The organism is Gilliamella sp. BG3 (assembly GCF_046635605.1).
GTDB classification, from domain to species: domain Bacteria; phylum Pseudomonadota; class Gammaproteobacteria; order Enterobacterales; family Orbaceae; genus Gilliamella; species Gilliamella bombi.
This window is the reverse complement of record NZ_JBIDFE010000009.1, coordinates 73,887-94,471: the sequence shown is the minus strand read 5'-3', so window position 1 is coordinate 94,471 and position 20,585 is coordinate 73,887. Positions and strand designations below refer to the sequence as shown.

Annotated in this window: 20 protein-coding genes, 1 pseudogene and 1 other annotated feature; of the genes and pseudogenes, 9 read left to right on the top strand and 12 right to left on the bottom strand. The window is 35.9% G+C overall.

Annotated features, from left to right (window positions below; translation table 11 throughout):
• Positions 1-76: 76 nt before the first annotated feature.
• Both ACGH6S_RS05985 and ACGH6S_RS05980 read left to right on the top strand, forming a co-directional pair.
• A pseudogene (locus tag ACGH6S_RS05985) lies at positions 77-358 on the top strand (phosphatidate cytidylyltransferase); the annotation flags it as partial.
• A gap of 139 nt (positions 359-497) precedes the next feature.
• Positions 498-761 carry an HPr family phosphocarrier protein gene (locus ACGH6S_RS05980; protein ID WP_034913021.1) on the top strand — a complete coding sequence of 88 codons (264 nt, stop codon included), beginning with the start codon at positions 498-500 and terminating at the stop codon, positions 759-761.
• Between the two features lie 122 nt (positions 762-883).
• Here the strand turns inward: ACGH6S_RS05980 and ACGH6S_RS05975 are convergent, their stop codons facing one another.
• Positions 884-2,260: an APC family permease gene (locus tag ACGH6S_RS05975; protein WP_065590976.1), complete on the bottom strand. Its 1,377-nt coding sequence runs from the start codon at positions 2,258-2,260 to the stop codon at positions 884-886.
• A 345-nt stretch (positions 2,261-2,605) separates the two neighbouring features.
• On the opposite strand from ACGH6S_RS05975, the gene ACGH6S_RS05970 reads away from it, so the two are divergent.
• Positions 2,606-2,767 carry a hypothetical protein gene (locus ACGH6S_RS05970; RefSeq protein ID WP_411578470.1) on the top strand — a complete coding sequence of 54 codons (162 nt, stop codon included), beginning with the start codon at positions 2,606-2,608 and terminating at the stop codon, positions 2,765-2,767.
• Positions 2,768-2,792: 25 nt separating this feature from the next.
• Here the strand turns inward: ACGH6S_RS05970 and ACGH6S_RS05965 are convergent, their stop codons facing one another.
• On the bottom strand, positions 2,793-4,481 hold the full coding sequence (locus ACGH6S_RS05965; protein ID WP_296317821.1) for an amidohydrolase: 1,689 nt from the start codon (positions 4,479-4,481) through the stop codon (positions 2,793-2,795).
• Between the two features lie 147 nt (positions 4,482-4,628).
• Here ACGH6S_RS05965 and matP point away from each other — a divergent pair, with 147 nt between their 5' ends.
• From matP to cysB, 3 genes are all read left to right on the top strand, one after another.
• Positions 4,629-5,093: a macrodomain Ter protein MatP gene (matP, locus tag ACGH6S_RS05960; RefSeq protein ID WP_085164035.1), complete on the top strand. Its 465-nt coding sequence runs from the start codon at positions 4,629-4,631 to the stop codon at positions 5,091-5,093.
• A 29-nt stretch (positions 5,094-5,122) separates the two neighbouring features.
• A complete protein-coding gene (topA, locus tag ACGH6S_RS05955) occupies positions 5,123-7,732 on the top strand; it encodes a type I DNA topoisomerase (protein ID WP_296300635.1) in 2,610 nt (869 codons plus the stop codon).
• Between the two features lie 168 nt (positions 7,733-7,900).
• The gene (gene cysB / locus ACGH6S_RS05950; protein WP_174798294.1) at positions 7,901-8,872 is read left to right on the top strand and encodes an HTH-type transcriptional regulator CysB; all 972 of its coding nucleotides are present in this window, start codon (positions 7,901-7,903) and stop codon (positions 8,870-8,872) included.
• 76 nt (positions 8,873-8,948) lie between these two features.
• On the opposite strand, the gene hisIE is transcribed toward cysB, so the two are convergent.
• From hisIE to ACGH6S_RS05905, 9 genes are all read right to left on the bottom strand, one after another.
• A complete protein-coding gene (gene hisIE, locus ACGH6S_RS05945) occupies positions 8,949-9,575 on the bottom strand; it encodes a bifunctional phosphoribosyl-AMP cyclohydrolase/phosphoribosyl-ATP diphosphatase HisIE (protein WP_065560083.1) in 627 nt (208 codons plus the stop codon).
• Positions 9,569-10,345, bottom strand: a complete 777-nt coding sequence (gene hisF, locus ACGH6S_RS05940; protein WP_065590971.1) for an imidazole glycerol phosphate synthase subunit HisF — start codon at positions 10,343-10,345, stop codon at positions 9,569-9,571. Before hisF ends, hisIE begins: the two co-directional genes overlap by 7 nt.
• Positions 10,327-11,079 carry a 1-(5-phosphoribosyl)-5-[(5-phosphoribosylamino)methylideneamino]imidazole-4-carboxamide isomerase gene (hisA, locus tag ACGH6S_RS05935; RefSeq protein ID WP_174798293.1) on the bottom strand — a complete coding sequence of 251 codons (753 nt, stop codon included), beginning with the start codon at positions 11,077-11,079 and terminating at the stop codon, positions 10,327-10,329. The genes hisF and hisA overlap by 19 nt, the downstream gene beginning before the upstream one ends.
• Before the next feature lie 2 nt (positions 11,080-11,081).
• Positions 11,082-11,669 (bottom strand): imidazole glycerol phosphate synthase subunit HisH, encoded by a 588-nt coding sequence (gene hisH, locus ACGH6S_RS05930; protein ID WP_174798292.1) that lies wholly within the window; start codon positions 11,667-11,669, stop codon positions 11,082-11,084.
• Complete coding sequence (hisB, locus tag ACGH6S_RS05925) at positions 11,670-12,737, bottom strand: bifunctional histidinol-phosphatase/imidazoleglycerol-phosphate dehydratase HisB (RefSeq protein ID WP_174798291.1); 1,068 nt, start codon at positions 12,735-12,737, stop codon at positions 11,670-11,672. It lies immediately after the preceding gene.
• Between the two features lie 8 nt (positions 12,738-12,745).
• Complete coding sequence (gene hisC, locus ACGH6S_RS05920) at positions 12,746-13,804, bottom strand: histidinol-phosphate transaminase (RefSeq protein WP_174798290.1); 1,059 nt, start codon at positions 13,802-13,804, stop codon at positions 12,746-12,748.
• Between the two features lie 9 nt (positions 13,805-13,813).
• Positions 13,814-15,115 (bottom strand): histidinol dehydrogenase, encoded by a 1,302-nt coding sequence (gene hisD, locus ACGH6S_RS05915; RefSeq protein WP_174798289.1) that lies wholly within the window; start codon positions 15,113-15,115, stop codon positions 13,814-13,816.
• 4 nt (positions 15,116-15,119) lie between these two features.
• Entirely contained in the window at positions 15,120-16,019 is a 900-nt protein-coding gene (hisG, locus tag ACGH6S_RS05910; protein WP_174798288.1) for an ATP phosphoribosyltransferase, read from the bottom strand.
• 39 nt (positions 16,020-16,058) lie between these two features.
• Positions 16,059-16,178, bottom strand: a sequence feature (His leader region).
• Between the two features lie 197 nt (positions 16,179-16,375).
• Positions 16,376-16,768: an AsnC family transcriptional regulator gene (locus ACGH6S_RS05905; protein ID WP_174798287.1), complete on the bottom strand. Its 393-nt coding sequence runs from the start codon at positions 16,766-16,768 to the stop codon at positions 16,376-16,378.
• Between the two features lie 118 nt (positions 16,769-16,886).
• On the opposite strand from ACGH6S_RS05905, the gene ACGH6S_RS05900 reads away from it, so the two are divergent.
• On the top strand, positions 16,887-17,366 hold the full coding sequence (locus ACGH6S_RS05900; RefSeq protein WP_411578469.1) for a cysteine hydrolase family protein: 480 nt from the start codon (positions 16,887-16,889) through the stop codon (positions 17,364-17,366).
• 126 nt (positions 17,367-17,492) lie between these two features.
• On the opposite strand, the gene ACGH6S_RS05895 is transcribed toward ACGH6S_RS05900, so the two are convergent.
• Positions 17,493-17,603, bottom strand: coding sequence for a DoxX family membrane protein (locus ACGH6S_RS05895; RefSeq protein WP_411578476.1), 111 nt, complete (start codon positions 17,601-17,603; stop codon positions 17,493-17,495).
• Between the two features lie 200 nt (positions 17,604-17,803).
• Between ACGH6S_RS05895 and ACGH6S_RS05890 the strand changes: the two genes are divergently transcribed.
• Positions 17,804-18,715: a LysR family transcriptional regulator gene (locus ACGH6S_RS05890; RefSeq protein ID WP_174798286.1), complete on the top strand. Its 912-nt coding sequence runs from the start codon at positions 17,804-17,806 to the stop codon at positions 18,713-18,715.
• Between the two features lie 742 nt (positions 18,716-19,457).
• Entirely contained in the window at positions 19,458-20,441 is a 984-nt protein-coding gene (locus tag ACGH6S_RS05885; RefSeq protein ID WP_065590963.1) for an AEC family transporter, read from the top strand.
• Positions 20,442-20,585: the final 144 nt, after the last annotated feature.

Sequence of the window (20,585 nt, the reverse complement as noted above, 5' to 3'; positions counted from 1 at the left end):
AACAATATGAACAACAATATTACCAAAACGAAAAAATGATAGAGGTGGGCACTGTCTAATATTTTGGCGAGGATCAACGGTTGAAGGATTTATTGGAGGAACCTTATCAGCAAGTTTAATTGGTGCGTGCCTATTTTGGATCACACCTTTTAGTTTTATCCAAGCAGGTTTTATTTCACTCATGCTTACATTATTGGTTTTTTTGGGTGGTTTGGTTATGTCTGCCATCAAACGAGATAGAGGTATAAAAGATTGGGGAAATTTAATTAGCGGTCATGGTGGTGTGCTCGATCGTTTAGATTCTGTTTGTTTTGCCGCACCGATCTTTTTTCATCTTGTACGTTATTTTTGGGTCTAACTTTAATATTAACTTTAGATAAGCAAACTAGTTTATCTAAATTATACAAATTCACATGCAAAAAAAGAGCAAAATCGTTTAATTTATGATATAAATACAGTTATAGTTTTAACTTTAAAATATAAATAAGGACTTTATTATGTTAAAAGAGCAAATGGTAGTAAAAAATTCAACGGGCTTGCATGCTCGCCCTGTAACAACACTAGTTAAATTAGCTGGTCGTTATAAATCATCAATTGAGCTTGTTTATAATGATAAAGCAATTAAATTAAAAAGTATGATGGGTTTACTTGGTGCTGGGGTTAAAGGTGGTTCAACTGTAGAAATCATCTGTGATGGTGAAGATGAACAAGCAGCAATGGACGAAATCCGTGAACTATTTGCTACAGGTTTTGGTGAATAATTACAACATTAGCTAGCTAATAATTATTTTTTTATTTGATTCCGTCGACTTAGGTCGACGGAGTTGTTTTTTGAAAGGCGTAACTAGATACTTTTAAGTAGACCTAATTTAAAAAGATTAAGTTAATCTTTAATTATTGAATTCAATTCGCTATGATCAATTGATGGCAACGTTTTGGTAAAACCTTTAGTTAGATAAATTAAATAAATAACTCCAATTGCTAACCAAACTAAACCAACAATCATCGCTGTTGCATCAAGACTTGTCCACAACCACAATGAAAGCAAAACGCCAATTGCAGGTAATAGTCCATACTTAAATAGCATTGATGCTGTTTTTGTATTACCACTAAGGTAGCTTTTGATCACACATAGATTGACAAAAGTAAACGCCACTAATGCACCAAAGCTTATCATTGAGAAAACCAAACTAAGATCTAATACTAATGATAGTAATGAAAAACAAGCGACAAAGATAATCGATAAATAAGGCGTTCTAAAGCGTGGGTGAATTTTATAAAAGATCTGTTTAGGTAGCACGCCTTCACGTCCCATTGCATAAAAAATCCGTGATACGCTAGTCTGTGCAGTCATTGCCGATGCAAAGACGCCAGTTAGATATGCCGCTTGGAAGAAATTGTACATAAAATTGTTACTAATTTGTCTAATAAATTCTATACGATTGATTTTATCAAGGTGGTGCATCACATCAAGGCTTGCCGTATCTTGGTTATCAACAAAACTACTCCACATAGGAAAAATCAGATGACCACAATAAGAGACAACCAAAAAGATACAGCCAGCAATAAGAACTGTCCAAATAATGGCTTTAGGCAGAGATCTTTTTGCATCATTGGATTCTTCTGCCAACGTTGCTATCGCGTCAAAGCCTAAAAAAGCAAGGCAAAGTACTGCGGCTCCTGACATTAATCCGCTAAAATCATCAGCATTGATCTTAAGTGGTTTTATTATCACTTCTGGGGTTAAATGGGTATTAGCAAAAGTGAAAAATATAAATAATCCAATAAAAATCATCTGAACAATAATTAAGGTGAAATTTACCGAATTAATCAACTTAATACCCAGATAATTTAAGAGACTAACCCCAATCAATGATCCAAGTACAAATACATAAGCAGGAACGCTAGGAAATGCTTCGTTAAGATAAATACCTAAAACCAAATAATTTAATATTGGTAAAAATAGGTAATCAAGGATTTGTGCCCAACCCACCAAAAATCCAGCTTTTCCACCAAAAGTACGTTGTACATAAGAATAAGCAGAACCAGCAATAGGTAGTTTATTTGCCATACGACAATAGCTTAATGCAGTGAAAAAAATCATGGCAAGGGTGATGATATAGGCTATAGGTAAGTGTCCATTACTTTTAACTGTTACTTCCCCATAAGTGGTAAAGATCCCTAAAGGAACCATATAAGCTAAACCAAATGCAATTAATGCAGGTGTGGTTAAAACTCGTTTCATTTTTATTGCGGACATGACTTACTTTGCTCCTCTGTCCCAAAAAACAATAAAAAACTACTAAGTATAGTTTTGCCTTTTTACCCGCTTAAAGCGGCAGGGAATTCTGCCATATTATAATAATTATGCAAGCTAATTTTTTGTAAAAAATATTAAAGCGGGCAAATTATAAACTTTAAAGTATATTAGCTGTTAATTAAGACCTATTTAATTTAAACTGGTTAGTTAAAACTTTGAATTTCTATTTTTACATTTGAGTAGCAACAGAAATACTAATTTAACAAATCAGTTTATAAAATAAGTATAGATTATTGTATTGATCTTTAGTGGAATTATGAGGTATGGTCAGGAGCTATATGGTATGTGATTGATATGTTTATCGGAGTATTGATTATTGCTGCTATCTTACATTTCACAAAAACGACAGCGGGGAAACAGCAAAAGCAAAAGCAAAAGCAAAAGCAATTGGAGTTGATTAAAGCTTGGATAATTATTTATGCTACACCACTAATAATTGTGGTGTAGTAATTTGACATAAAAAAGTTAAATTTTAAATTACATCATTTTGATAAACCGTTTTACCGCCAACAATAGTTGTTAACACGTTAACGTTTTGGATATCATTAGTTGGTATGGTAAATGGGTTGCGATCTAAAATAATTAAATCAGCAAATTTACCTTTTTCAATTGAACCAATATATTCATCTTGATTTAATACATATGCAGCATTGATAGTAGCACTACGCAATACTTCAGTAATAGTTAAATTACGATCGCTGTCTAATCGTGGATGATCAGCATCAATTTGTCGAGTCATAGCAATTTGGAAATCATACCATTCGTTTAAAGGATCAATTGGCCAATCGCTACCAAATGCACAGTTTACACCAGCATCAATGTATTGCCCGTGCGCTTCTAATCCATTATAACGTTCTGGACCAAATAGAGTTTGATACTGCTCAACCATTGCTGAACTACAACCAGCCCACTGAAAAGAAAATACTACGCAAGCATTTAATTGTTTATATCTGGCAAACTGGTGTGTTGCGCTTAGTTCGTTATGTGCAGTGCTTGGACGGATATCTGCATCAGGTAAGGTTTTTCGCATTTTTTCAATAGCGTCAAGTACTACTTCAATTGCCCCTTCACCAACAGTATGCATATGTGGATGAAAACCTGCTTTTGCGGATTCAAGTATTAATGCATCTAACATTTCAGTGGAATAATAAAGATCACCGTAACGATCTTTTTCGTTTTCTAACTGATATGGTTTAAGTAATCGTGCCGTCATCAAAGGTGCTTGCATTACGCCATCTACAAATAACTTAGTATGTGATATTTTAATGCCTGGTTTAGGTTGCCAGTTTTTATCATCATAACGAGTGGCAAACTGTTTTACTTTCTCAATGACATTTGGAATATCGGCAATTGATGACACATCATCAGGTGGCAATTCCCGAGCGCCGAACAGGCGGATAGAAAGCCCATCTTGTTGCTGTAGTCTTAAAAAGGCATCGGCTTGAGTTTCAGTAATTCGAGCATCCATAACAGCAGTAACGCCTTGTTTATTTAATTCTGCTTGCGATAATTTAGCAATATTAAGTGCTTGTTCATCAGTTAATTTAGAAATACTATCAAAAGCACGCATGGCTGGGGCATCTTCTAATATACCATTTAATTCGCCGTCATCAGTACGACCAATTTTACCATCCGATGGTTCTGGAGTGTTTCTATCTAAACCAAATTTCTCTAATGCTATACTGTTAGCAACCAAAGTATGGCAATCATTTGAAAACAAAATAACAGGGCGTTTTGTATTGAGTTTATCAAGATCAAAACGAGTAATATCTGTACCAATTGGCAACACTTCTTGGCGTAACCAACCACGGACTTGCAACCAATTAGCGTTATGATTGGGATTATCTTTATCTAAATAGTCTTGGATAATAGCTAAAGTCTCATCAATAGTTAAACTTTGGTAATTTAAATTACATGATGATAATTGCATGCCACCCCAAAAGGTGTGTAAATGTGAGTCAATAATGCCAGGCATCATTGTTTTACCTTGCAAATCATAAATTATTGTATGATTATCAACATAGTGACTGTTATTTATTTCTTGCGTGGAGCCTGTTGCAATAATATAGCCATTTTCAATTGCGATAGCTTCACACACGCTGTCTTGCTTATCTGCGGTGTAAATATAGCCATTAATATAAATAACATCAGCTTTAACCATTATGAAGGATTCCTTAAATAAAGATAGAAATGAAAGGCTCACGATAACAGATTTATAAAAAATTTGTCAAACGCAATAATTTTCTTTATTGTGTGAGCAGATTATGCTACAAATAGCTATTTAGTTACAGCGTCACAAGGTGAACGGATGAAATATCAACAGCTAGAAAACCTTGAATGCGGTTGGAAATGGAACTATCTAGTTAAGAGACACTTAGAAGGTGAGTTAATTACACGCTATATTGAAAAAAGTGCTGCGCAACATGCGGTCAATGAGTTATTGTTGTTAGAACATAACCCAACTGGTGTTGTTGATTGGATAAAAAAGCATTTAAACCCTGACTTAGATAATCGCTTGAAGCAAACTATTCGGGCAAGGCGAAAGCGCCATTTTAATGCAGAACAACAATATACTCGGAAAAAATCCATTGATTTGGAATTTTTAGTCTGGCAACGATTGGCTAATTTAGCTAAACGCCGTGGATGCACGTTGTCACAAACCATTACTCAATTAATTGAAGATGCAGAGCAGAAAGAACAATATGCAACAAAAGTATCAACAATTAAAGATGATTTACTATCACTCTTAGATGTAAATATTGATAGTAAATAATACAAACAACAGAATAGAAAGGTTTAATTATGGGAAAATCCCTTGTTATTGTCGAATCACCAGCTAAAGCAAAAACGATCAATAAATATCTTGGTAAAGATTTCGTGGTTAAATCAAGTGTAGGTCATATTCGCGATCTACCTGTGAGTGGTAGTAGCCAACGAGCTGAAAAATCAACAAAAGACAAAAAAGATAAAGCAGATAAAAAAGTTAAACGTTCAGAAAGACAGGTCTTGGTTGATCGCATGAGCGTCGATCCATATAACGGTTGGAAAGCGCATTACGAAATTCTACCAGGTAAAGAAAGGGTAGTATCTGAACTGAAAAAACTGGCTAAAGATGCTGACATGATCTATCTCGCAACCGATTTAGATAGAGAAGGGGAAGCCATTGCATGGCATCTTAAAGACGTGATAGGTGGTGAAGATAGCAAATATCGTCGTGTTGTTTTTAACGAAATTACCAAAACGGCGATCAAAAATGCTTTTAATGAACCATCGATGCTTGATATGGATCGTGTTAACGCCCAGCAAGCACGTCGATTTATGGATCGGGTAGTTGGCTTTATGCTATCGCCATTACTTTGGAAAAAGGTTGCTAGGGGGTTATCAGCTGGTCGTGTACAATCTGTTGCTGTACGCCTTGTTGTTGAGCGTGAACGCGAAATTCATGCTTTCATTCCTGAAGAATACTGGGATCTGTTTGCTGATTTGAGCACGGCTAAAAATGAGCCATTAAGTTTACAAGTTACTCATTATAAAAACGATGCATTCGAACCTAAAGATAAAGTTGCCATTGATATTGCGCTAGCTGAACTTAGTAAAAACCAATATCAAGTAACTAATATTGAACAAAAGCCAACTAAAAGTAATCCAACAGCACCTTTTATTACCTCAACTTTACAGCAAGCAGCAAGTACTCGTCTTGGTTTTGGTGTTAAAAAAACCATGATGTTGGCTCAAAGATTATATGAAGCAGGTTACATTACCTATATGCGTACTGACTCGACCAATTTAAGTCAGGATGCGCTAGCGATGGTACGTGATTATATTGGTAAAAATTTTGGCGATAAATATCTACCAAAATCGGCTAATGTATACAGTAGTAAAAAGAACTCGCAAGAAGCGCATGAAGCGATTCGCCCATCAGATGTTACTATCTTAGCTGATAATCTTAGTGATGTTGAAGCTGATGCCGCTAAATTATACCAACTAATTTGGCGCCAATTTGTAGCTTGCCAAATGACATCGGCTGAATATAACTCAACAACAATTTCGGTTAATTCAGGTGATTTTACTTTAAAAGCCAAAGGTCGGACATTGCGTTTTGATGGTTGGACTAAAGTGCAGCCACAGCTAGCCAAAAATAATGAAGATAAAATATTACCATCACTATCGATAAACGATAAGCTTGATTTAATTAACTTAAATCCAAATCAACATTTTACCAAACCACCAGCAAGATATAACGAAGCATCTCTTGTTAAAGAGCTTGAAAAGCGAGAAATTGGGCGACCATCGACTTATGCAACCATTATTTCGACAATTCAAGATCGTGGTTATGTGCGTTTAGATAATCGTCGGTTTTATGCTGAAAAAATTGGTGAAATTGTTACCGATAGACTTAGTGAAAACTTTAATGATCTAATGAGTTATGATTTTACAGCACGTATGGAACATGCTCTGGATGAGATTGCTCATAAAAAACAAGAATGGCGTGAAGTGCTTGATCAGTTTTTTAGTGACTTTAGTCAGCATCTTGAGGTTGCTGAACAAGCACCAGATAAAGGTGGAATGCAGCTTAATCCATTGGTGCTAACACCTGAAATTAAATGTCCAAATTGTGGGCGTGAAATGGGTATTAAAACTGCCGGTACCGGTGTATTTTTAGCTTGTTCAGGCTATGCGTTGCCACCTAAGGAGCGTTGTAAACAGACCATTAACTTAATTCCTGAGCACGAAACATTAAATATTCTAGAAGAAGCTGAAACAGCAGAAACTGATGCTTTAAGAGCCCGTAAACGCTGTCCAAAATGCCACACGGCTATGGATAGTTATCTACTTGATAATGAACGAAAACTGCATATCTGTGGCAATAACCCGATTTGTGATGGTTTTATTGTCGAAAAAGGTAACTTTAAGGTTAAAAGTTATGAAGGGCCAATTATTGAATGCGAAAAATGTGGTTCAGAAATGCATTTAAAATCAGGGCGATTTGGCCTATATATGGGCTGTACTAATCCTGATTGTAAAAATACGCGTAAGATCTTAAAAAATGGTGATGTTGCACCACCAAAAGAAGACCCAGTTGATCTACCAGAACTAAAATGCACCAAGTCAGATGCACATTTTGTATTACGTGACGGTGCTGCGGGTATCTTTTTGGCGGCGCATAATTTTCCAAAATCAAGAGAAACACGCGCACCTTTGATAGAAGAGTTACAACGTTTTAAAGAGCGCTTACCCGAAAAATTCATTTATTTGACCGAAGCACCAAATAAAGATCCTAATGGTAATCCATCAATTGTTCGTTTTAGCCGTAAAAATAAACAACAATATGTTACTTCTGAAGTTAATGGAAAATCGACAGGTTGGGTGATGCAATATGTAGATGGCAAATGGATCAATAGCAAAAAGTAGGTAGGCACGTCTGAATTTTGTTAAAAACTTTCAGGAAAGTATGCGTTTTAGTATAAAATAATTATTCTTTTGCGCTAAGCTGTGAAATGACTTACCTTAGCAATTCTTCCTTTTGTAATGTTATTAAAAAGGAAGAAAGGCATACAGTTAAAGGAGCGTTTGAGTGTTATGAAATTGCAACAATTACGCTATATTGTTGAGGTCGCAAATAACGACCTCAATGTATCGCTAACATCCGAAAAACTGTATACCTCTCAACCCGGTATAAGCAAACAAATAAAATTATTAGAAGACGAGCTCGGCGTTCAGATATTTACTCGAGTGGGTAAACACCTTTCTCAAATCACACCGGTTGGTGAAAAAATCATTGCTCTTGCCCGAGAGATCCTCAATAAGTCCAATGATATTAAGATTATCGCCAAAGAGTTTAGTCAACCAAATCAAGGCTCATTAACAATTACCACTACCTATACTCAAGCTCGTTATACATTGCCAGTTGTGATTCAACAGTTTATGCAGCAATATCCAAGTATTACATTGCATATGGAGCAAGGATCTTCTCCTCAATGTATTTTACAAACTCAAGAAGGTCTGGCTGAATTTGCGATTGTGACCGATATCTCACAGCTTAGCGATGATATGATAGCCTTACCTTGTTATCACTGGAACCAGGCTGTGATTGTGATGAAAGATCATCCGCTTGCCAAAAGTAAATTAATTTCGATTGAAGAGCTTTCAAAATATCCGTTAGTTAGCTATGATTTTTCTAATGATGGTTCAGATTTAAATCAAGCTTTCTTGCGTGCTAACCAATCACCTAATATTGTTTTTAGCACAACGGATGCCGAATTAATTAAAACTTATGTTAAATTAGGTGTCGGCGTTGGTATTGTAGCAAAAATGGCGGTGATCAATACATCAGATGACGATTTAGTTGTACTTAATGCTGGACATATTTTTCCTTACAGCACGACCTATATTGTTTTTCCTCGCTCATTATATTTACGCAGTTATATGTATGATTTTATCAGTCAGTTTTCACCTCATTTGAATCGACAAGCTGTAGACAAACTTATGTTATGTGAAAACAATTCCGAAGTATTAACGATGTTTAACGGGGTAAAATTACCCGTTTACTAATTTATTCTATCTTTTTTTATGAGAATAAAAAATTGAAACAAAGTGCGACATAACTCGCACTTTGGATGGGTTATAACTATTTATGTCTTGCTTTTAAAATACCAATGACATCTTGTAAAGACAGATTCTGGTCTTGGAGTAAAACTAATAAATGATAAATTAAATCGGCAGATTCATTTTTTAGTTCCTCGCTGTCATGAACTGTTGCTGCAAGGGCTGTTTCAACGCCTTCTTCTCCCACTTTTTGAGCTATGCGTTTAGTGCCGTCATGATACAGTTTTGCGGTATATGATGATTTAGGATCGGCATTTTTACGCCCTGCAATTATCTGTTCTAATTCAAATAAAAATCCCCATTGAGTTTTAGTCGAAGCAAAACAACTTGTTGAGCCGGTATGGCAAGTTGGGCCAACTGGATCAACTAAAATCAATAACGTATCATTATCACAATCCGTTGAAATACTCACAACATTAAGAAAATTGCCAGAAGTTTCACCCTTTGTCCAAAGGCGCTGTTTGGTTCGTGAATAAAAAGTGACTTTGCCGCTATTTTGTGTTTGTGCTAACGCTTCTTGATTCATATAGCCAAGCATTAACACATCGCCCGAAACATAATGCTGAATAATGACCGGCATTAAATTATCCACTTTTTGCCAATCCAGTTGTTGTAAATCTAATTGGGTATTGCAATTTTGCGTTAACATAATCGAATATTTACTCCATGCTGTGCCAAATATTGTTTAAGTTCACCAATATTAATAATTTGTTTATGAAAAACTGAGGCAGCTAATGCTCCATCAACTTGTGCTTCATTAAATGCCTGTAAAAAATGCTCAATAGTACCAGCACCGCCTGAAGCAATTAGTGGCACGTTGCATACTTCTCGAACGGCGTTTAGTTGAATAATATCATATCCATTACGAACACCGTCTTGGTTCATCATATTAAGAACAATTTCACCTGCACCACGTTTTTGTACCTCCTGTACCCAGTCGAGAGTGTTCCATTTTGTGGCAACGGTACGTTTTTCGTCACCAGTAAATTGATAAACATGATAATTGTTTGACTGTTTGTCATACCAGCTATCAATGCCAACTACAATGCACTGTACTCCGTAACGATCTGCAAGCCGTGTAATTAAACTAGGATCAGCAAGGGCAGGGGAATTAATCGAAATTTTATCAGCTCCAAAGGTTAATATTTGACCTGCATCTTCAACCGTTTTAATACCACCAGCAACACAAAAAGGGATATCAATCACTTCGGCAACTTTTGCGATCCAACTTTTATCGACAACACGGCCATCTGACGAAGCGGTGATATCATAAAAAACGAGCTCATCTGCGCCTTCTTCTGCATATCTTTTTGCTAAGGGGACTATGTCTCCAATAATTTCATGATTACGAAATTGTACACCTTTAACCACTTGTCCATCGCGAACATCTAAACAGGGAATTATTCTTTTGGCCAACATGAAATTGCCTCCTGAACTGTAAATTTTTCTTCAAGTAAAGCACGGCCAACAATGACACCTTTAACACCACTGTCTTTCAGTGCTTTGACATCACTCAATTGACCAATTCCGCCAGACGCTTGAAAAGCAATCTGTGGGTATTTACGACTAATTTCCTGATACAACTTAACGTTTGAGCCACTGAGTGTGCCATCTTTGGAAATATCTGTACACAATACATGCCTTAAGCCATAAGGAAGGTAATCATCAATCACTTGTTCTAGTGTCTGACAGGAATCTTCTTGCCATCCATGAATAGCGACATATTTATTTCCTTGGTTGTCAATGCGGACATCAAGAGCCAATACTAGCCTTTCTGCACCATATTTTGAAAACCACTGTTTGACCAATTCGGGTTGCTTAATAGCTGTCGAACCAATTACTATGCGAGCAGCGCCGGCAGATAGCAATGATTGTATATCTTTTTCAGTACGAATTCCTCCACCAACTTGAACTGGTATTTGCACACCATTAATCAGATTTTGTATTAGTAAAATTTGGCGTTTTTGGGGATCTTTCGCACCTGTTAAATCAACAAGATGTAACAGTTTAGCACCTTGTTTTTCATAATCCTGTAAGCGTAAAAGAGGATCGTTACCATAATCACGTTTTTGTCCATAATCACCTTGATGTAATCGCACCACATTGCCATCAATTAAATCAAGAGCAGGAATGATGGTTGGAAAAGTTGTCATAGCTACATCTCCAAAAAGTTTTTTAGCAATTTTGCACCGGCCAAGCCAGAACGCTCGGGATGAAATTGCACGCCGTAAAAGTTGTCTTTTTGCACGGCTGCGGTAAAGCTTTCGCCGTAATTGGTTTCTGCTATTGTTGCTGAGCATAATGGCATCGCGTATCCATGTACAAAGTAAAAATAAGCATCATCAGGAATATCTCGAAATAGATGATGACCGGCTTTAGGTGAAACCTGATTCCACCCCATATGTGGTAAAGGTAAACCACAATCAGGAATTTCTCTAACTTTTTCGTGAATAATTCCCAATGTGTTAACATGTCCTTCGGTACTATAATCGGCTAGAAGTTGCATACCAAGGCAGATCCCTAATACAGGTTGAGTACAGACTTTGATAAGTTCAATTAAATGACGCTCTTTTAATTTTTCCATTGCTGAACTTGCGGATCCTACTCCAGGTAAAAACAACTTATCTGAGCTGAGCACGATATCAGGGTCAAGGCTAATTATTGGATCATAACCTAATCGTTGCACGGCATATTTGACCGAAGATAGATTAGCACAGCCAGTATCGAGGATGACAATCTTCATTTATAGCACTCCTTTTGAGCTTGGTAATCGGTCACTTTCAATTTTGATGGCTTGTTTTAATGTTCTAGCAAAAGATTTAAATAAACTTTCTACTTTATGATGATCATTATCGCCTTCTGTTTCAATATGCAATGTAATAGCCATAGCATAACTTATTGAGTAAAAGAAATGTTCTACCATTTGCGTGCTCATATCGCCAACTTTAGGGTGAGTAAACTCTGCTTTAAATTTTAGATAAGGGCGTCCTGAAATATCTATTGCACATCTGGCCAAACACTCGTCCATAGGGATAACAGAGGCATAACGGGTAATACCACGTTTATCACCGAGTGCTATTTTTAGTGCCTCTCCTAAAGCTAGTCCAGTATCTTCTATGGTATGATGATCATCAATATGTAAATCACCATCAACTTGGATATTGAGTTTAATTCCACCATGAGTCGCAATTTGATCGAGCATATGATCAAAAAAACCAATTCCAGTATTAATTTGACTGCCACCTTGGCGATCAAGCCACACTTCAACAAGTATTTTAGTTTCTTTGGTATTGCGTACAACTTTTGCATAACGATCTTTAGTGGTTAATCGTTGGGCGATTTCGTCCCAATTTAAATTTTCAGGATGATATCGTAATCCTTGGATTTGCATGTTTTCAGCCAATTGAATATCTGTGACCCTGTCACCAATAACATAACTGTTTTGTTTATCTAATTTACCACTAGTAAGATATGGCAAAACTAATTGGATTTTCGGCTTACGACACTCACAATTATCTTCTGGAAAGTGTGGGCAAATTAAGACATCCTTAAAATTAACACCTTGCGATTTAAAAATCTGCATCATCAAATTGTGTGGACCATCAAAATCAGCCTGTGGATAGCTACTAGTCCCGAGCCCATCTTGATTGGTGACCATCACTAAATGGTATCCCGCAGTTTGTAGCTTGAGTAGGGCTGGGATCACATTAGGTTCAAAAGCCAATTTTTCAAACTGATCAACCTGAAAATCAACTGGAGGTTCAGTAATTAGTGTGCCATCTCGATCAATAAATAAGTACTTTTGTAACATTTTTGCTCCTATTTAATTGTTTTGAGCGCAGAAATGACTGCTTCGCACTCGGCTTGGGTTCCAATGGTAATACGAATAATATTTTGTTGCCCAATAGATCTACTTTGATCTCGTAAAATAATACCTTGGCGCCATAAAATATTAAATACATCTTTATCATGTTGAAATTTAACACACAAATAGTTGGAATAACTTGGATAAACTTTTTCGACAATTGGCAATTGTCGAAGTAAATTGGCAAATTTTTCCTTTTGATTATTTAAATTTACCACATGTAGCTTCATGGTATTCACACCATCTTTACTCAATGCTTGAGCTGCAATATCAGCAACAGGGGTTGCTAGAGGGTATGGTGCAATAACCTTCTGTAAGGCTTCGATCACAGGTTTATTAGCAATGGTGAAACCGCAACGTAATCCAGCCAAAGCAAAGGCTTTGGATAATGTTCGTAAAATCACCAAGTGAGGATAGTCATTAAGCCAACTAACGACACTAGATTCAGGCGAAAACTCAATATAAGCCTCGTCAATAATGACCAAAGCACGATCTTTGGCAATATTAAGTAAAGCTTTGATATCATCAGAATCGATTAAATTACCGGTCGGATTATTTGGTGAACAGACATAAATTAGTTTTACAGTATCAATATTTTGTTTTATACCCCCAAGATCAAGCTGCCAATCAGAAGTGGTTGGCACAGTTTTGGTTTTAATACCTAATGTCTCAGCACTTACTTGGTACATACCATAAGTTGGTGGACAGTACAAAATGCTGTCTTTTTCAGGCTCACAAAATGCACGCATTAATAGCTCAATACCCTCATCCGCTCCACGGCTAACAATTAACTGATCGGCTTGCACGCTTGCATATTGAGCATAACGCTGAATTACTTTTTCAGGCTGTGGTTCTGGATAACGGTTTAAAGTTTGCTCGGACAACTCAAAATGCGGAGCAACGGGATACTCGTTAGCATTCAGCCACACATCGCCTTGACCACCAATACGGCGAGCAGATTGATAAGGCGTTAATTGCTGAACATTTTTTCGAACTAATTGATTGATATCCATTTAAGCCACCTATTTTTGATTTATTGAATTTAATACCGCAAGCCTAAGGCTAACCGCCTGTTTGTGGGCAGTGAGTTGTTCTGCTTCTGCCATCAACTCAACCGCATGACCAATGGCTTTTAAACCTTCTGGTGATAATTTTTGCACCGTCATACGTTTTTGAAAATCTGCCAAACCAAGGCTAGAGCAGGTTGCGGTATAGCCATAAGTTGGCAAAACATGATTCGTTCCTGATGCATAATCACCTGCTGACTCCGGTGACCAATCACCCAAGAAGATCGAGCCAGCACTAGTAATTTGCTCAACTAATTCATCCGCATTCGCAGTTTGAATAATTAAGTGTTCTGGACCATAGCGATTGCTAATAGCAACACATTCATCCAAATCTTTAGTTACAATAAGGCGACTTTCTTGTAATGCTTTTTTAGCGATATTTTGGCGCGATAGTTGCGTAAGTTGCTTATCGACTTCAATCGATACTGCTTGTGCTATTTTTTCATCAGGTGTTAACAAAATAACTTGTGAATCAGGACCATGTTCAGCTTGCGACAAAAGATCAGCAGCAATAAAAGCAGGATTTGCTGAACTATCTGCAATCACTAACACTTCAGACGGACCAGCTGGCATATCAATGGCTGCGCCATCAAGTCGCTGACTGACTTGTCGTTTGGCTTCGGTAACGTAGGCATTTCCAGGACCAAAAATCTTATCGACTTTAGGAACCGACTTGGTGCCAAGCGCCATTGCGCCAATGGCTTGTGCACCGCCTAATTGATAAACCTCGCTAACATCACATAATTGTGCCGCAAATAAAATTTCGTCAGCAATGGGCGGTGGTGAACATAAAATAACTTGACGACAACCGGCAATTTTAGCAGGTGTTGCAAGCATTAACACAGTAGATAATAAAGGGGCAGAACCACCCGGAATATAAAGCCCAACTGAATCAATAGGGCGCGTTACTAACTGACATTTTACGCCCGGCATTGTTTCGACCATAATGGATTGATAGGCTTGTGCTTGGTGGAATTTTTCAATGTTGGTAACCGCTAATTGCATGGCTTGTTTTAATTCAGGATTAACACGATTTGCGGCGGTTTTTATTTCTTCTTGTGTAAGCTTTATTTGCTCAATTTGAATTTTATCAAATTTGCTACTTAGTGCTTTTAATGCCTTATCACCATCTTGTTTAACTTGTGCCAAAATATCTGCAACAGCTTGGCTAATCGAATCAGAGGCTGTAATTGCTGGACGCATTAATAATGCTGTTTGTTGTTCATTTGTACATTGTTGCCAATAAGAGAGTTTCATATTATTACTCCATCATTTTTTCAATTGGTAATACAAGAATTGAGCTTGCACCTAACGCTTTTAGTTTTTCCATCGTTTCCCAAAAAAGCGATTCACTGCTCACCATATGTAGTGCAACCCGATTTTGCTCGCCAGTTAAAGGCAAAATGGTAGGATTTTCAGCGCCGGGTAATAGTGCAACAATATCATCTAACACCTCGGTAGGGGCGTGGAGCATAATATATTTGGATTCACGAGCTTGAATAACGCCTTGAATGCGTGTCATGATTTTATCGATTAACGCCTGTTTTATTGGCGACATTTCACCTTGACGTTGAATTAAGCAGGCTTTTGATTTATAGATAACTTCGATCTCTTTTAGTCCATTGGCCTCAAGCGTTGCACCACTCGAAACCAAATCACAAATTACATCGGCAAGCCCAGCCCGAGGGGCAACTTCGACCGAACCATTAAGCAAACATGTTTTAAAGTTAACATTATATTGAGCAAGATAACGGCGGAGCAGGTGAGGGTAAGTGGTGGCAATACGCAAATCATTTAAACATTCTGGTCCTGTATACTCAAAATCACGAGGTGCTGCGATCGACAACCGACAGCCACCAAAATCTAAACTGCGCAATTTTTTAAATTGTGGATCTTCGCCTTCGGCCTGCCTATCTAATACTTCCTCTTCTAAAACATTTTCGCCGACAATCCCAATATCGACAACGCCATCAATAACCAGTCCGGGGATATCGTCGTCACGAACACGCAAGATATCAATGGGCATATTTTCAGCAAAAGCGATCAAACGCTGTTCTTGAAGATTAATTTTAATACCACATTGGGCAAGTAACTTTTTTGATTCGTCACTTAATCGACCTGACTTTTGCATAGCAATGCGTAAACGCGAATTATCCAACATATCTTTCTCCAAAGTTATCTAAAAATTTATAAACTACAAACAAAAAACCCTCGGAAGTTTGATCTTCCGAGGGTTTCTGTTTGCTTTTGCGACATCACCGGAAGACCAAAGTCTTCCAGCACCAATTGCCCGAAGACTATTCAGGAATGATGGTGATGATGTGTACTAATAGCATTAGTAATAAAAACGCAAAAACAATTCATAAAAATAAAAAACCTTTAACTGAGTTGATAATTAAAGCTACTGAACAGAATATAACAGAATTTATTTGCTCGCAACTTTTTTTGTTTTTTATGTAAAAAAATCTTTATACAAAAAATAGTCAACAAGTTTAGGTGTAAATTTTTAAAATAGCGTTATTTAATCACTTTTGACTGATGACTAACTTTATAACGGCAATAGAGCTCAAGTTTGTCTAAAAAATGTGGTAAGTTTTGGTCTGTAAATTCACTTTTTATAAAATAACACCCATCGCCTGTGATTTTATAAAATTCGATGATTTCTTTAAACGACATGACCATGTTTTCGAACGAGGTGAATTGATTTGAATTCATATAAATCGTTATAAACTGAAGCTGATTTGTTTTTTCTTTAATAGTAAATTTTTCAATAATATGATTATTATACAATTCTTGAACTCGCTGTCCAACAGCCTGTCCTGACAAATATACTTTTTCGCCAATTTCTTTCCATGATTGACGACTATTTTTTTTAAGTTCATCTAAAATAGCGCGATCTTTTTTATCCATACTTGTTTATCTTTTTCATTTTGAAAGTAGGTAAGTAATAATACTTTCAATTCATTATGTAACAGATAGCGTAATTATCGCATAATTATCAACTCAAACATAATTTAAGGACAAAACAATGAAACAAGGGTTAATAATTATCGACGTACAAAATGACTATTTCCCAACGGGTAAATTTACTTTAAACAATACAGAATTAACTTTACAAAATACCTTAAAACTACAAAAACACTTTAGAGCACAACAATTACCGATCTTTTATATTCAGCATATAAAGTCTGATCCTCATGCGGATTTTTTTGCTAACGGAAGTTTAGGCGCTGAAATTCATCCAAGTTTGTTACCGCTTGGTAACTTGCATGAGTATCTTGTCAAAAAAACATTCCCTAATAGTTTTTATCAAACTGAGCTACAAAAAAAATTACAACAAGAACAGATCCAGCAGATGGTTATTTGTGGAATGATGAGCCATATGTGTGTTGACTCAACAACACGTCACGCATCCGAACTAGGTTATCAACCGATATTAATCCACGATGCTTGTACAACTTGTGATCTCGAATTTCAGGATATTCCCAACCGCCACCTGCGTTACTAAATGACCAACCATTCACTGAGTGAATAAATGTAATAACAATCATTTGAATCACTGCCAATAAACTAACAATGCGGGTTAAAAGACCTAAAAGCAATAACAAACCGCCGCCAATTTCAAACATAATCGCTAAATAACCAATGAACCAAGGAACCAAGGAAAGCCAAGTGATTGAAAATATTGCGCAGTACCTGAGGGAGTAAAGACGAGTAGTTTAGTAAAACCGTGCGCCAAGAACATGACACCCAAGGCAATTCGTAACATGAGTGAAGCTAGATCTGTTTGATATTGTTTCATTTTATTTTTCCTGTAAGTTAATTATTGTGATTGGTTAGCACCATTTGTTTATGATAATGGTTATTATTTTGTAGATAAATAAGCTATTATGTGATTTATTGTCAAAATAAGTGGGACAATTGTTTGGTGTTGGTGAAAGGCAGATGGATAGATCTAATAAATTACTAGAAATGATGGTTTTTGTGGCGGTAGTTGATTGTAATAGTTTTGTTGATGCGTCAGTTAAGTTAAATATGTCTAAGCAGGCAGTGTCACGTTATATTCAAGCATTAGAAAATCGCTTGCAAGTTCGGTTGTTACAACGTACAACTCGCAAAATGGTCATTACCCATGAGGGGCAAATTTTTTATTTGCAAACTAAAGCCATTATTAATGCTACTACAGAAGCAGAAAATAGCCTCACTTTAGATCATGCAAGTCCACAAGGTATTCTTCGGGTTAATGTGCCTGTTAGTTTTGGTATTTTGCATTTGGCGCCTTTATGGCAAAAATTTATCAATAAATACCCTAAAATTGAGCTAGATATTACGTTGTCAGATCGTGTGGTTGATCTGCTTGAGGAGGGCTACGATCTTGCTGTTCGAATTGGTCGGCTAGAAAGTTTGTCGCTGATTAGCCGTAAGTTGGCAACTACGCAAATCATAGCCGCCGCGTCGCCTGATTATATTGCTAAATATGGCATGCCGAATGATCCTGATGATTTGTTGAATCATAAAATTGTGATGTATAGTCAGTGGGCAAAAAAAGAGCAATGGCATTTTTATAAAGACAATGCCCATTACTCGGTGAATTTAAAAGCGAATATCTATTGTAATAATGGCGATACTTGCCGCCAAATTATGTTACAAGGAGGTGGTATTTCGTTGCAACCTGATTTTATTATTGGTAAAGATATTAAAATAGGCCGTTTAGTTCGTGTTTTGTTGAATTATAAAGTCGAGAATTTGAATATTTATGCCGTTTATCCAAGCCGTAAATTATTACCGCTCCGAACTCGATGTTTAATCGATTTTTTAGTTAGCGAACTAAAAAATTATCAATGGTCAGTTAGTTAAAACATAACCGTTATTATTTGATATGTAAAAAATCTTTAGACAAAAAATAGTCAAATGTATTACTGATTTTACAATAACACAGAAATGATTTACATTATACTAGTTATTAATTGATTATTCAGAAACAATCTTTACTATATATTGTTTTCAAGATTTATTGTCATTATATGAATATCAATAATAAGGCTTTGTGGCAGCAATTCTATATAAATAAAGTAAATCAAATTATTATCTATAATAGGTATGTTTTTTTATAATGAATAACACATTATAAAAAAGCATCATTTAAGAAATTTTAGTGCAATATTAATTTTTACTATAATTTAACACTCATGTTTTATATTTTCTTATTGATTGTTTTTTAAAGAAATAAAACTCTATTATTAACAAGCTTAGAGCAAAGTTTTAATGTTTTTTTGAGTTTTTAAGACAGTTAGTAGATCTTGATTTACACAAGATCGAAAAGAATAAGTATAATAATACCTAAGTTACTATATTTTACATTTGAATATAACAAAGGTTTTCATTAAAGAATGTCTTTAATTAAACATAATGAGTGCGAAATCGCATTTAATAATATCAAGTTTCAACAACGAAAAATATCGTTTTACATGTAATAAATATATTTGATTTTGTTACCCACTTATTTTAGCTAGGTCTATAAATATAATATCTAATCTGAAGTTACCGACCATTTACCGAATTTGTATTTTTAGTAATATTATTTTAGGAGTTTTAAAAAATGAATCTGATCTGGTCAGCAGTTGGGCAAGTTGTTAGTTCTTGTCTTCCGGTTTTTTTGTTAATTTTTCTTGGTTGGTTATGTGTGCAGCAAGGGATCTTTTCGAAGGATTCTAAAAAATTATTATCAGGACTGGTATCAAACTTTGTCTTTCCTGCTTTACTTTTTGTGCATACGTCTCATGCTAAGCCATCGCAAATATTCAATGGCATTTGGATGATTGCATTTTTCTGTACTATGTCATTTTTATGGATAATTTGTTTTTTAACCAATAAATACATTTTGCATAAAGAGTTAAAGTCAACAGCTATGAATGCAATGCTATGCTGTTTTCCAAACATGGGCGGGATGGGTGTTCCTTTCTTGACGTTAATGTTAGGAGCCGCATCAACTATTTCCGTTGCGATTGCTAATTTTGTTGTTGCATTATCATTGATTCCAATGACAATATTTTTATTAGAACTTTGTGATACTAAATTGTCTGGTGGTAAAGTCACCGGTGGTATGATCTTTAGTGCAGTAAAAAATTCACTTATGAAGCCAATGTTTTTAGCCGTTATTTTAGGGTTAATTGTGAGCGTTACCGATGGAACTAAATGGCTACCACATTTTGTGTTTAACACTTTTGATATTATGTCAAATGCCTGTAACTTCATTTCACTTATTGCGGTCGGTGTTGGTATTCATGGTGTTAAATTGAAATTATCTAAACCATTAATGATTAATGTTGTGTTGAAAAGTTTTATTACACCAATTGTTGCACTTATTTCCGTATATCTATTTGGCATAACAGGTATGGAAGCAGAAGAATTAGTTTTCTTATTGGCAATGCCAACGGCATCAACAGCGGTTATTTTGGCTTACAATTGGAATGTTGAGCAAGAACAAGCATCAAGCATTTTCTTTGCATCAACAGTTTTATCTATCTTCATTTTACCAACCTTATTGCTTATTATGGACTTCACCATTCCAGGTGTTGCTTAATTAAAAGCTAAATATAAATGCTCTCATTTAATTTTAGATGAGAGCTTTTATTATCAATTACACGTTTCTTTGGCAAGCCATGCTGGAATTACTCGGGTTGTTTACAGTAATAATAACCACCGTATTTCAAAAATCAACTAAACT